The organism is Halomonas sp. MMSF_3323 (genome assembly GCF_030733595.1).
Taxonomy (GTDB): domain Bacteria; phylum Pseudomonadota; class Gammaproteobacteria; order Pseudomonadales; family Halomonadaceae; genus Halomonas; species Halomonas litopenaei.
Genome location: NZ_JASHIT010000003.1, coordinates 14,927 through 27,636, shown reverse-complemented (window position 1 = coordinate 27,636; position 12,710 = coordinate 14,927). Strand labels below are relative to the sequence as shown.

The 12,710-nt window shown below is 63.9% G+C and carries 9 protein-coding genes; 3 read left to right on the top strand and 6 right to left on the bottom strand.

The genetic code is table 11. From position 1 onward, the window contains the following. Window position 1 precedes the first annotated feature (1 nt). Window positions 2-1,108 carry a glycosyltransferase gene (locus RBB39_RS02025; protein ID WP_306168697.1) on the bottom strand — a complete coding sequence of 369 codons (1,107 nt, stop codon included), beginning with the start codon at window positions 1,106-1,108 and terminating at the stop codon, window positions 2-4. 195 nt (window positions 1,109-1,303) lie between these two features. Between RBB39_RS02025 and RBB39_RS02020 the strand changes: the two genes are divergently transcribed. Beyond that, window positions 1,304-2,302 (top strand): NAD-dependent epimerase, encoded by a 999-nt coding sequence (locus RBB39_RS02020; protein WP_306168696.1) that lies wholly within the window; start codon window positions 1,304-1,306, stop codon window positions 2,300-2,302. A gap of 154 nt (window positions 2,303-2,456) precedes the next feature. Next, complete coding sequence (locus tag RBB39_RS02015; protein ID WP_306168695.1) at window positions 2,457-3,800, top strand: UDP-glucose/GDP-mannose dehydrogenase family protein; 1,344 nt, start codon at window positions 2,457-2,459, stop codon at window positions 3,798-3,800. 249 nt (window positions 3,801-4,049) lie between these two features. On the opposite strand, the gene RBB39_RS02010 is transcribed toward RBB39_RS02015, so the two are convergent. Both RBB39_RS02010 and RBB39_RS02005 read right to left on the bottom strand, forming a co-directional pair. After that, window positions 4,050-4,853, bottom strand: a complete 804-nt coding sequence (locus RBB39_RS02010; RefSeq protein ID WP_306168694.1) for a Wzz/FepE/Etk N-terminal domain-containing protein — start codon at window positions 4,851-4,853, stop codon at window positions 4,050-4,052. A 200-nt stretch (window positions 4,854-5,053) separates the two neighbouring features. After that, entirely contained in the window at window positions 5,054-6,874 is a 1,821-nt protein-coding gene (locus RBB39_RS02005) for a bifunctional diguanylate cyclase/phosphodiesterase (protein WP_306168693.1), read from the bottom strand. Between the two features lie 298 nt (window positions 6,875-7,172). Between RBB39_RS02005 and RBB39_RS02000 the strand changes: the two genes are divergently transcribed. Further along, window positions 7,173-8,000 (top strand): 2OG-Fe dioxygenase family protein, encoded by an 828-nt coding sequence (locus RBB39_RS02000; RefSeq protein ID WP_306168692.1) that lies wholly within the window; start codon window positions 7,173-7,175, stop codon window positions 7,998-8,000. A gap of 306 nt (window positions 8,001-8,306) precedes the next feature. On the opposite strand, the gene RBB39_RS01995 is transcribed toward RBB39_RS02000, so the two are convergent. The 3 genes from RBB39_RS01995 to RBB39_RS01985 all read right to left on the bottom strand — a co-directional run bounded on the left by RBB39_RS01995 (window position 8,307) and on the right by RBB39_RS01985 (window position 12,710). Continuing rightward, window positions 8,307-9,428: an aminotransferase class I/II-fold pyridoxal phosphate-dependent enzyme gene (locus tag RBB39_RS01995; RefSeq protein WP_306168691.1), complete on the bottom strand. Its 1,122-nt coding sequence runs from the start codon at window positions 9,426-9,428 to the stop codon at window positions 8,307-8,309. 103 nt (window positions 9,429-9,531) lie between these two features. Further along, window positions 9,532-10,962: an FAD-binding oxidoreductase gene (locus RBB39_RS01990; protein WP_306168690.1), complete on the bottom strand. Its 1,431-nt coding sequence runs from the start codon at window positions 10,960-10,962 to the stop codon at window positions 9,532-9,534. Beyond that, complete coding sequence (locus tag RBB39_RS01985; RefSeq protein ID WP_306168689.1) at window positions 10,962-12,710, bottom strand: ABC transporter ATP-binding protein; 1,749 nt, start codon at window positions 12,708-12,710, stop codon at window positions 10,962-10,964. Before RBB39_RS01985 ends, RBB39_RS01990 begins: the two co-directional genes overlap by 1 nt.

Genomic DNA, 12,710 nt, shown 5'->3' with positions numbered 1-12,710 from the left:
CTTAGACTGCCCCTGACTGCAGGGCTTCAAACTTCGGCAGCACGTTCTGTGTGAGAAACTGCTGGTAGTGGCGCGGTTCGATGGTGACGGGCGCCTCGGCCATGCGCGCCATGGCGCTGGCAAGCCCTGCCTCGTCGTCGCGTGCCACCAGAAAGTCCTTAAGCTCCTGGGTAAGGATCTCCTTCGGGCCACTGGGGCAGTCGACGCTGATCACCGGTGTGTGCAGAAGCAGCGCCTCGATCAGCACCCGTGGCAGGCCTTCGGCGTCCGAAGTCAGCACCATGGCCAGGGCATCTAGTATGTAGGGGTAGGGGTTGGCGGTATAGCCAAGCCAGTGGATGTGATCATCGAGCCCCAGCTCGCCGATCATATCCCTTAGTCGTTGTTCATTTTCCGGCTTACCCTTGCCCAGCAGCACCAGGGGGATATCGAGGTCATGCTCGCCCCGTGCCTGGCGATAGGCCCGCAGCAGGCGGTCCTGGCGCTTGCGCGGCTCGATGGCGGCGACCGACAACAGGTAGCGGCCTTTTTCGACCCCCGCAGGCAGGCTCAGGGGCTCGTCTGCCATCGCGACGAAGGGCTCCCGCTCGTAGGGGTTGTAGATCGGAACGATCGTCTCGGCTTCAAGTCCTACCACCTGCTCGAGGTTCTCCTTGACGCCCTCGGACACCGCGATCACCTTGCGCCCGCCGTAGAAGCGGCGCACCTTGGCGAAGGCCTTGTCTCGGGCGGCCGGGGCACTGAACTTGGCGCTGACGTCGGACTTGATCCAGAAGTAGAGATTGGGCCAGTCCAGGTGGCGGGTGATCTTGTCGCAGGAGCAGGAGATCACGACTTCTGGCTGCCAGGCCGAGAGTGCCTTGTCGATCTTTCTAGCCTGCCACTTCTCTGTCAGCGTGGTGGATGTCGACTTGGTTAGGCGCGTGACCACCGCCAGGTTCTCGATATCAAGCCCATCAGGCAGGCGGTGCTCCACCTTGTCGCGCAGGGTGAAAACCTTGACGGCGTGACCACGCTGGCGCAACTGATCCGCCGTGTACAAAAGCGACTTCTGGGCGCCGCCTCCGTAGAGGTCTTCGATGACAAAGGCGATTCGCTGATGGTTCACGGCGGCTCCTGCTGGGCTGGCGACGTTGGATCGTCGCGAATCCTACCATAGCCGAAAAGCCAACACGCAAAGGGTCGTCTTTCGGACTGTCAGTAGATGCGTTGGATAGCCCTGTCCAAGCGATTCGCGATGTGGCGCGCAGCGATTAGCACAATGTCGCGTTACAATGGGCGCGCACTTGGCAAGGACTCTGCGATGAAACTCCTGATTACCGGTATGGCAGGCTTTATTGGTCATGCCGTGGCAAAGCGGCTCAGCGGTGCGGGCCATCGAATTGTCGGTATCGACAACCTCAATGACTACTATGATGTCGCCCTCAAGCAGGCACGCCTTGATGACCTGGCGGGCTGTCAGGATGTGCGCTTCCTGAAGATCGATCTGGCGGATCGGGCCGAGGTCGCAGCGTTGTTCCAGCAGGAGCGCTTCGATCGAGTCATCCATCTTGCCGCACAGCCTGGTGTGCGTTATTCCATCGACAATCCCCACGCCTACGTCGATGCCAACCTGGTGGGACACCTCAATATCCTGGAAGGCTGTCGTCACGGTCGGGTGGAGCACCTGGTCTATGCCTCGTCCAGTTCGGTCTACGGGGCCAACGACAAGGTGCCCTTTGCCACCGACGATGACGTCGACCACCCCATCAGCCTCTATGCGGCCACCAAGAAGGCCAACGAGCTGATGGCCCATACCTACTCCCACCTGTATGACCTGCCCACCACCGGGCTCAGGTTCTTTACCGTCTATGGCCCCTGGGGGCGTCCTGACATGGCGCTGTTCAAGTTTACCCGGGCGGTGCTGGAAGGCCGGCCCATGGACGTTTACAACCATGGCGACATGTCACGGGACTTCACCTATATCGACGATATCGTCGAGGGCGTCGTGCGGGTGCTGGATGTGGTGCCGACCCCTCGTGGCAGCACCGAGGTCACCACCGATACGGCCTCTGCCCCCTACGCGCTCTACAACATTGGCTGTGGTAGCCCGGTGTCGCTGATGGACTTCGTTCGCGCCATCGAGAAGGCGGTGGGGCGAGAGGCGATCTGCCACTACAAGGACATGCAGCCGGGTGATGTGCCGCGCACCTGGGCGGACACCGAAGCGCTGTATCAGGCCACCGGGTATCGCCCGCAGATGCCGGTGGAAGAAGGCGTCAATCGCTTTGTCAACTGGTATCGCCAGTTCTACGCGGTGTGAGCCATGGGTCGGTCAAGGGGGGACAAAGGGCGATAGGTTGTGCCTGTGGGGCCTTCTCGCTATCCCATTTGACCCAGGCAAGGAAACGCCTGTGCCATTTGCAGGGCGGGATTGCTATCCTTGGCCGATCAAAATGTTCAGTGAGTGACAAGGGATGAAGATCACCATTTTTGGCACCGGCTACGTAGGCCTGGTCACAGGTGCTTGTCTGGCGGACGTCGGTCACGATGTCATCTGCATGGACGTGGATGAGAACAAGATTGCACGCCTCGAGGCCGGGGAGATCCCGATCTTCGAGCCGGGCCTTGAGCCCATGGTCAAGGCCAACGTGTCGGCGGGGCGGCTCAAGTTCACCACCGATGCTGCCAAGGCGGTCGGCCATGGTGTGCTGCAGTTTATCGCCGTGGGCACTCCGCCGGATGAGGACGGCAGCGCGGATCTACAGTACGTGCTGGCGGTGGCCAAGGCCATCGGTGAGCATATGCAGGACGACAAGGTGGTGGTAGACAAGTCCACCGTGCCGGTGGGCACCGCCGATCGGGTCAAGGCGATGGTGGAGTCCCAGCTTGAGCAGCGCGGTGTCAGCCTGAACGTTGACGTCTGCTCCAACCCCGAGTTTCTCAAGGAAGGCGCGGCCATCGAGGACTTTGCCCACGGTGCGCGTATCGTGGTCGGCACCGATTCGGACAAGGTCAAGCAGTTGATGCGGGAGTGCTACGCGCCCTACATCCGTCTGCAGGAAAAGCTGATGTTCATGGACGTGCGGGCGGCGGAGCTGACCAAGTACGCCGCCAACGCCATGCTGGCCACCAAGATCAGCTTCATGAACGAGATCGCCAACCTTGCCGAACGTCTCGGCGCCGACGTGGAGCAGGTGCGTCGCGGCATCGGCAGTGACCCGCGTATCGGTTACCACTTCATCTACCCGGGCTGTGGCTACGGCGGTTCCTGCTTCCCCAAGGACGTCCAGGCACTGGCGCGCACCGCCCGCGAGGTGGACTACGAAGCCGAACTGCTGGGGGCGGTGGAAGCGGTAAACCAGCGCCAGAAGCAGACTCTGTTTACCAAGTTGGCCAACGCCTTCGACGGCGACCTCAAGGGCCGTACCATCGCTATCTGGGGGCTGTCGTTCAAGCCCAATACCGATGATATGCGTGACGCGCCCAGCCGTACCCTGATGGAGGCCCTCTGGGAGGCCGGCGCCAGGGTCCAGGCCTATGACCCTGAAGCCATGGGCGAGACCCGTCGCATCTACGGTGAGCGTGATGACCTGATGCTGGCGGGGGATCGCATCCAGGCGGTCAAGGGTGCCGACGCCCTGGTGATCTGCACTGAGTGGAAGGAGTTCCGCTCGCTGGACTTCCCCTGGCTCAAGGACCAGCTGTCGATGCCGGTGGTGGTGGATGGCCGCAACCTCTACGACCCCGAGAGCGTGCGTCAGGCCGGGCTGATGTACTACGCCGTCGGCCGTGGTGATTCGCTGGAAGGTGTTGCATAAAGAACGCTGATGGTGAAGGCGCCATTGGAAAGTGTAATACGAGAGGCAGCGTGAGCGGCATTGCCTGATGGCTCGAAAGCAGGTCGACCGAAGGGCTAGAAAGCAGCTCGACCGAAGGGCTAGAAAGCAGGTCGACCGAAGACAAGTAGCCTGAGCAAGTTGCCCGAAAGAAAAACGCCCCGAAGGCCAAGGCCTTCGGGGCGTTTTGCTATTGGGGCTTGTGTCCGCCTGACGCGAGCGAAAGGCCCCTTAGTCCTTGTGGGCGGACGCCTTGCGCACTGTACCGGCAAATTCGGCCAGGAAGGCGGCCATGACCGCGAGCATGCCGCCCAGCACGATGGCCAGTGCCATGATAAGGGCCTTGCTGGTGCCGACGGGCTGCTGGCTCTGCGAGGCCACGCGCTGGATGTTGCCTTCGGCGAGGTAGGCCTGCTTTTCTTCGATGTCGACCATCTTGGCGGTATAGGTGGCCACCAGCTCGGCAGCGCTTTCGGAGGTGGACTGCTTGGCGGCCTCCAGACTCTCACTGGTGCTGGCCAATTGCTGTTCGAGGGCGTCGCGGCGCTTGGCCAGCAGCTCGTCCTGGTCGGTCTTTACCGTGTCCAGCAGCTTCTGATGAAACTCGGTGACCAGTTCAGCGTCTTCTTCGGTTGCCTCTGAGGCGAGGGTCAGGAAGGCCACGTTTTCCGGCGCCTTGGCGGTGGTCTCGAAGCCGAGATTGTCGAGGGACTTTTCTTCCAGCAGCTCGCTTGTCACCACGTCGAAGTAGTAGTTGTCGATCTTGGCGACCACGCTCTCCGGGGATTCCAGCACGCCGACGCCGGCGCCGCCATTGGGTTGGCGTTCGGCCACGTTGTAAATCGACACGTAACGGTAGCTATCGGTCATGGTCAGGGCATAGGCGAGAGCCAGCAGCACGATGACCACAAACACCCCTGCCATCATCTTCCAGCGCCTGACCAGAATCAGGGTGATATCGACCAGCGATATCTCGTCATCCGCCGGGGGCCTTGGGTAGTAGTGCTCCGGAGGTTGGGTAGGGGTGTTTGCCATTGCTGTGGGGTCCTTGCTTGCGCTTCGCCGTGTCCGAGGAGTCGGTGGCGGAGTGTTCAGTGTGATGAAGAAAGTCGATGGCGTCATTCACTGGTAGGTGCTTTGCAGAGGATACAGAAGCCGTTGCAGCGCGCAAGCGCCCGCGTTGAAGGACGGCTACGACGTGGCTTGCGTGAAGAGGAGAAGATGAAGGGGGTTGCCTAGTGATGTCTTTTGCCTGTTGGCGAAAGTGCTGACTTGTCGGCACGCAACAGTCTCGCCGCCAGATCGGCATCCATGGGGCGGTGGTAGTAGAAGCCCTGGAGCAGGTCGCAGCGCATTTCCTGCAATAGCGCCTGCTGCTCGTCGGTTTCCACGCCTTCGGCGACGACCTCGAGACCGAGGCGGTGGCCAAGGAAGATGCTGGCTTCCATGATCGCCCTGTCCCTGGGGTCATGTGTGCACTCGGCGACAAAGGTGCGGTCGATCTTGAGCGCGGTGATCGGCAGCACCTTGAGGTAGCTCATCGATGAGAAGCCGGTACCAAAGTCGTCGATGGCGATCTTGTAACCCTGGTCGTAGAGTCGGCGCAGGCTGTCCAGTACGTCCTGGCCGGCCTCGATCAGCACGTTCTCGGTGAGCTCGATGCCGATCTCGCGAGGCCCCAGGCCGTAGGACGCGACGCAGGAGGCGAAGGCCTCGAACATGCCGGGCATCACCGCGTGACGCCCGGAGACGTTGACGTCCACGCGCACTTGGCGGCTGCCCTCAGCGCGCCATTGGCGCTGCTGCTCGCACACCTTGTGCAGTACCCAGTCCTCCAGGCGTTTGATCAGGTTGCTGCGCTCGGCTACCGGGATGAACTCCGCGGGGGAGATGGCTTCACCGTCCCGGGTCGTCCAGCGTAGCAGCGCCTCTAGGGAGTCGATGTGGCCGCTGGCGGCAGCCACCTGGGGTTGGTAGACCAGGCCAAGCTCGCCGCCGCCGTCCTGGTCGAGCAGGCGCTGCAGGCGTTCGGCGATGCTGTGCTGGCGCACCATCGCCGCGTGAGCTTCGGGGCTGAAGAATTGATAAGTGTTGCGGCCGGTAAGCTTGGCCCGGGTCTTGGCGGCGTCGGCATTGCCCACCAGTTCCTGCACCTCGCTGCCATTGTCGGGAAAGGTGCTGATGCCGATCGAGGCGTGGATTCTCAGTTGGCGGCCGCCTACTCGCATCGGTCGGGATAGGCTTTCCAGCAGGCGCTCGGCCACCTGTATGGCGTCGTTGGCCATGTCCACCTGGGGCAGGGCCAGCACGAACTCATCGGTACCAAAACGGCAGAGCAGGTCATCGCTGCGACGGAAGGCCTGCAGGCGATTGGCCGCCTGGCGGATGACCTTGTCTCCGCAGGCGTAGCCGTGGGTGTCGTTGATCTCGTTGAAGTGGTCGAGGTCGACAAACAGGATCAGCAGGCTGTCGTCGTGGCGCCGACACTCTGCCAGGGTCCGCGTGAGCTCGATTTCGAAGGCGTGGCGATTGGGCAAGCCGGTCAGACGGTCGAAGCGTGTCATGTAGTCCAGGTCACGACGTGCCTTGCGCTCACCCGCCAGGTCGATGTCGATACAGAACATCAGCGGATTGTCGGTCTCCCGGCCCAGCATCACGTGGTGGGAGAAGACCGGTACGCTGGCGCCGGAACGATGCTTGAGCTCGAGCTCTTCGGCGGGGATCTCCACGCCGCGGTGGACCCAGGCCTGGTGGGCATCGATCACAGCGTCGACCATGGCCTCGGGTATCAACAGCTGTTCCAGACGCTTGCCCAGGGCTTCCTGCTCGCTGTAGCCATACAGCGCCTGACTGGCACTATTCCAGTAGATGACGCGCCTGTCCCTGTCATACCCCTGCACCGCGACCCGTGAAAGGCTCATCAGCAGTTCACGAAAGCGCCAGTCGCTGAGCGTCAGGGACGGCAGCGGGAGGGCGTTTTCTCCGCCGCTGCCGCCGGTATCGGCAGCGGTCGAGCGTGGCGTGTGGAATCTGTCACCGATGTGCAATGGCGTCATGTCCTGAGCAGGGCCAGCCAGGTGTGCCTGATAGGTGTGGCCGAACAAAAGTAACGAATCTGCATATATCGGCAGTGTCGTACAAATTTTCGCTAGCAGCGAGTACCAAACGCCGGAATGAGTTTTTCCATTATCGGAATAAACGACGCAAATACTCTCTTTCAGCAAAAAGTTAATCAACGAACGGTATCTAGGCTCGGTGTTTGACCGTTGTATGGGCGCTCCACATGATCCTCGGTGTTGCATATGCAACATCCATGAAATGCACACGTTTGTGCACAAAACCGAGGTTAATGGCATGAAAAGAGTGCAAAAAGTCGTACAAGGTCGGCATGTTGCCGCCATCGAGACGCTCAACGTCGAGCACTGGATTCCTGAATCCGGGTACTGGGATTCCTCTGTCCTCGAGGAGGTCGCCTCTCAGTCTTGGAGCAAGACGCGCCTGGCGCATATTGACCTGTCCGCCTGGCAGTCATTCATTGATGACCTGCCGCGGGACCCCTACGTCAATCGCCGCTGGAAGCGCATGTCCTGGCTGCACCTGAACGACCAGGGAGAGGTCGAAACCCTGGGCGAGTGTCCCATGGCCCAGGGGGGACGCTTCAATGACGCTGCCAGCATGGCGGATCGGCTGCGTTACTACGAGCCGCTGTTGCCCGAGTTTACCGAGCGCGAGGACGTCAAGGCGTTCGTCAAGGCCTGGGCGGAGCTATGGGGGCTCGAGCGCGGCGTGCCCATCCTGATGCAGATCACCGGTGTACGTGGTGATGGCACCGTGGATCCGTTGCAGGGCCAGGGCATCCACGCCGACGGCTGCAAGTACCTGAGCATCGTGGTGCTCAACCGTGACAACGTGAGTGGGGCGGTGAACACCCTGTATCGGGACAAGGCCGGCCAGCTGGAAGTCGGCCGGGTGACGCTGGCGCCGGGGGAGGTGCTGCACCTGCGTGACGATCGCCTGTTCCATAGCGTCGATGCGATCACCCAGTGCGAGCCAAGCGCCCCTTTCGAGCGCTTTATCATCATCATCAACGCCTGCTTCGTGGACGAGTTCCAGAATCGCATGTTGCGTCGCCACTTCCCCCTGGCGGTGTTGAACGAAGCGATACTGGAGAGCGCCAGCTGAAGGCCGGCGTCCACCGGGCAAGGTGACGTCGGTGGCGTTTCACCGACCTTGAGGGTCCGTGGCAAGGCCCGGGTCGAGGGCCCGGGCCAGCCGCTTGCTATGCTGGCCTACGACAGGGCCCACGGCGCTTAGATCACTCCAGCATTACCGCCAGGCGGCCTCGGTCGCCTGGCGGTACTTTTTACTAAGATCTTGTCTGCTATTGAGACCTCGCCTGCCGTTAATATCCTGTCGGCTATTGAAACTTCGCCTGCCATCGAGAGACGGAAGATCGACTTTTTCATCGCTCCAGCCTAGCAGCGGGCCTCAGATCCCCTCGCGCACCGCCTGCTCCAGGCGGGCAAGCCGTCCAGGCTCGAGGGCGTCGGCCACGGCGGTGATGCGCAACACATGGCCAAGAGCAGGGTGGGCCGGGCGTGCGATCAACTTGCCTTCGTCCAGCAGGTCGGCGTTGACCCGTTTGGCAAGCTCGGCGTCGGCCAGACGAATGCCGATAAAGTTGGTGCCGCTCTCCAGTACGTCGGCGCCCAGCGCCTTGAAGTGCTCGGCCAGGCGCGCCCGGCGCTCCAGCACCGCCTGGATGTGGGCGTCGGTCTCGTCCTGGTGGTCCAGCACCACCTCGGCGGCGGCCAGGCTCAGGGTCGACACCGCGTAGTGGATGCGCACCTTCATCAGCATCGCCAGGGTGTCGGGCTCGGCGATGGCGTAGCCGACGCGCAGCCCGGCCAGGCCGTGGGCCTTGGACAGGGTGCGACAGCGAATCACCCCGGGCAGGGCGCGGGTGAAGCTGGGCTTGGCGGCATCGTCGCGAAAGTCGTGGTAGGCCTCGTCCAGCAACAGCCAGCAGTCATCAGGCAAGGCGTCACGCAGCCGCGCGACCGTAGCCTCGTCGTGGACGAAGCCGGTGGGGTTATCCGGGTTGGCCAGGTAGACGAGCCGGGCGTGGTGGCTGTGGGCGGCGTCGATCAGGGCGTCGATGTCCGGCGCGAGGTGGTCGGCGGTCTCCTCGTAGTCGACCTCGATCAGACGGCAGCCCTGGCCCTTGGCGAAGTAGCCGAAGGTGGGATAGGTGCCGGCGGAGCTGACCACGCTGGTACCGGCGGGGGCGGTGGCCCTAAGGGCCAGCGCCAGCAGGCTGTCGCAGCCGGCGTCTACCAGCAGGGTGTCCAGGTCGAAGCCGTGCAGTCGGACGAGGCGTTCGCGCACGCCAAGGGCTTCGGAGTCACCGTAGCAGTAGACGTGCTCGACCATGGCGTCACCGAAGTGCTCGCGCAGGGCGCGATGGGGCATGTCGAGGCCTTCGTTGGAGCCCAGACGGTGGGGGATCTCCTTGCCGATACGGCGCTTCAGCACCCAGATGCCAGGGAAGGGGTTGTCCGGTCCCGGGGAGTAGAGGTGGTCGGCGAAGGTGGGGGTATCGGATGCCATAGGATGTCCTGTGGGGTTGGCTTGAAGGGGGCGGAGGCGTGTCAGAGGGTGGTCCGAGCGCGCTACGACAGCGGCTTATGTCAATAGGTCAGGTCAGGTCAGATCAGGTCAGCGGCGCGGTCCAGGGCACCACCTTGTGGCGGTTGAGCAGGCCATGGGGGTCGAGGGTGCGCTTGAGCGTCGCCATCAGCGCGAGTTCCTCGGGGCTTCGCGAGATCGACAGCCAGTCGCGCTTTTCCAGGCCGATGCCGTGCTCGGCGGAGATCGATCCCTTGACCCGGGCCAGCGGCTCGTAGAGGCAGGCCTCGACCTCGTGGCGGGTGTCCGGATCATCGCTGCCCACACCCACCGTCAGGTGCAGGTTGCCGTCGCCCAGATGGCCGAACACCGCCAGGCGCACCTGTGGCCAGCGGGCCTCGAGGCGTGCCTGGACCTCGGCGACATAGTCCTGCATCTCGCCGATCGGCAGGCTGACGTCGAAGGCCATGATCGGCGAGAGCGCCTCCACCAGTCCTTCGATATCATCGCGAATCGCCCAGAGCTTGTCGCGCTGGCTTTCCGACTGGGCGATCACGGCGTCGACCACCCAGCCCTGTTCGACGGAAGCTTCGAGTGCCGCCTCGAACTGCTGGCGGTGGTGGTCCTCGTCGTTGGCCAGGGACTCGACCAGGGCGTAGTAGGGCGCGTCGGTGTCCAGCGGCGGCTGATGACGTTCTTGTTCGGTGATCAGGGCGAAGTGGTTCTGCCACATGGCCTCGAAGGCGGCGAGGCTTCCGCCAAGGCTGTCACGCAGGTGCGCCAGCAGGGATGTCATTGAGGTGAAGTCGGGGCAGGCGACCAGTGCGGTGCGGGTGTCGCCAAGCGCCGGCTGCAGCTTGAGCACCGCCCGGGTGACCACGCCCAGGGTGCCTTCGCTGCCGATGAACAGCTGCTTGAGGTCGTAGCCGGCGTTGTTCTTGAGCATCGGGCTCATGGCGCTGATCACCTGGCCATCGGCCAGCACCGCCTCGAGCCCCAGCACCTGCTGGCGCATCATGCCGTAGCGGATCACCCGGTTGCCGCCGGCGTTGGTGGCGATATTGCCACCGATGCTGCAGCTGCCACGGGCGCCCAGGTCGAGCGCGAACTGCATGCCGACCTCGCGGGCGGCCTCCTGGACCTTCTGCAGCGGTGCGCCGGCCTGCACGGTGATGGTGCCGGCGACAGGGTCGATCTCCTCGATGGCGGCAAGACGCTCGAGTGACAGCGCGAGCTCGTCCGGGGCCGCCTCGGCGCCGTGGACCAGCCCGGTCAGGCCGCCGTGGGTGACGATCGGCTGGCGGGCCTGGTGGCACAGGGCGAGCACCTCTGCTACCTGCTCGGGGGTGCCGGGCCGCACGATGGCCGCGGCGCGACAGGGCGCCCCGCTCAGCCAGTCCACCTGGCGGCTTGCCACGTCGTCGCCGGTCAGCACCTGGGCGGTGCCCAGGCGCTCGCGCAGTGTCTCGATCAGCGTGGCAAGCGAAGGCGAGAGTTGTTGGGAGGTAACGGCCATCAGTGGGTGGTCTCCTCTTTGCTGGTCTTGTTATCGGTGGTCTTGTCGCGGCCGGGAATGGCGGCGAGCAGTTCGCGGGTGTATTCCGCCTGAGGTCGGGTGAAGACCTCCTGGGCGCTGCCCTGTTCGACGATGCGGCCCTTCTGCATGACGATGATGCGATCGCAGATCTGGGCGGCGACCCGCAGGTCGTGGGTGATGAACAGAAGCGACAGCGAGAAGCGCTGCTTCAGATCCTCGAGCAGCTCGAGCACCTGGGCCTGGATCGATACGTCCAGCGCCGACACCGCTTCATCGGCGACGATCAGCTCCGGGTCCAGTGCCAGGGCGCGGGCGATGCCGATGCGCTGGCGCTGACCGCCGGAGAACTCATGAGGGAAGCGGTCGGCGCTGCCGCCAAGTCCCACCAGCTCGAGCAGCTCGTCGGCCTTGGCCAGGGCCTTTTCGCGGGGCACGCCGTTGGCGATGGGACCCTGGGCGATGGCCATGCCCACCCGGGTGCGTGGGTTGAGCGAGGCGTAAGGGTCCTGGAACACCATCTGCACCCGGTGGCGCTGGCGCCGCAGGGCGTCACCCTTGAGCGCGGACAGGTCTTCGCCACCCAGCAGGATCTCGCCGCTGTCGGGACGCTCCAGGCGCACGACGCAGCGCCCCAGGGTCGACTTGCCGGAGCCCGACTCGCCGACGATGCCGATGGTCTCGCCGCGTGACAGGGTGAAGCTGACCTCGTCCAGGGCGCGTACCTCACGGGAGGGCTTGAACAGCCCGCCGCGGGAACGGAATACCCGATTCAGGTCGCGTACCTCGAGGATCGGCGTCGGCGCCATCGGCTCGCGCTCGGGCGGCGCGGCGTCGCTGGGGATGGCCTCGATCAGCGCCCGGGTATAGTCGTGACGGGGGTTGTCGAGCACTTCGTCGCGGCGGCCGATCTCGACGATCCGACCGTGGCGCATCACGCACACTCGGTTGGCGATCTCGGCGACCACGCCGAAGTCGTGGGTGATGAACATCACCGCCATATGGTGGCGACGTTGCAGGTCGGCGATCAGCTCGAGGATCTGTGCCTGGGTGGTGACGTCCAGCGCGGTGGTGGGCTCATCGGCGATCAGCAGCTTCGGTTCCAGCGCCAGCGCCATGGCGATCATCACCCGCTGGCGCTGGCCGCCGGAAAGCTCGAAGGGGTAGGCGCGAATGGCCCGTTCGGGCTGGGGCAGGCGGACTTCCTTGAGCAGCTCCAGCGCCCGGGCCTGACGCTCGGCGCCCTTGAGCTCGCCATGGGCCTCGAACACTTCGGCGATCTGGTCGCCGATGCGCATCAGTGGGTTGAGGGCGGTCATCGGCTCCTGGAAGATCATGCCGATCTTCTTGCCGCGCAGCGCCCGGTGGCGCTTCTCGTCGAGGGTCAGCACGTCCTCGCCCTCGAACATCACCCGCCCGGCCACCGGGCGTACGCCCTTGGGCAGAAGGCCCATGACGGTGTTGGCGGCCATGGACTTGCCGGAGCCGGATTCGCCCACCACGCACAGGATCTCGCCGGGGCTGACTTCGTAGGACAGCTCTTCCACGGCGTACTCGCGGTCGGCGCCGGCGGGCAGCGCGACGCTCAGGCCCTCGATGCGCAGGATCGGTTCCGGGGCTGGATCGCCGCAGGGATCGCCGGCGGTGGCGCCCTTCGGCACCTTCACCGGTTCGCTGCGCGGTGCAGTGGAAGCGCTGGTGCCGGTGGTGCTGTTGTCAAAGGTATTCAT

Bases quoted from the DNA above. Each gene is read 5' to 3' on its own strand.
- RBB39_RS02020 (WP_306168696.1), top strand. From the start codon at position 1,304: ATGAAACTCCTGATTACCGGTATGGCAGGCTTTATTGGTCATGCCGTG.
- RBB39_RS02015 (WP_306168695.1), top strand. From the start codon at position 2,457: ATGAAGATCACCATTTTTGGCACCGGCTACGTAGGCCTGGTCACAGGT.
- RBB39_RS02010 (WP_306168694.1), bottom strand. From the start codon at position 4,853: ATGGCAAACACCCCTACCCAACCTCCGGAGCACTACTACCCAAGGCCC.
- RBB39_RS02005 (WP_306168693.1), bottom strand. From the start codon at position 6,874: ATGACGCCATTGCACATCGGTGACAGATTCCACACGCCACGCTCGACC.
- RBB39_RS02000 (WP_306168692.1), top strand. From the start codon at position 7,173: ATGAAAAGAGTGCAAAAAGTCGTACAAGGTCGGCATGTTGCCGCCATC.
- RBB39_RS01995 (WP_306168691.1), bottom strand. From the start codon at position 9,428: ATGGCATCCGATACCCCCACCTTCGCCGACCACCTCTACTCCCCGGGA.
- RBB39_RS01990 (WP_306168690.1), bottom strand. From the start codon at position 10,962: ATGGCCGTTACCTCCCAACAACTCTCGCCTTCGCTTGCCACGCTGATC.
- RBB39_RS01985 (WP_306168689.1), bottom strand. From the start codon at position 12,710: ATGAATACCTTTGACAACAGCACCACCGGCACCAGCGCTTCCACTGCA.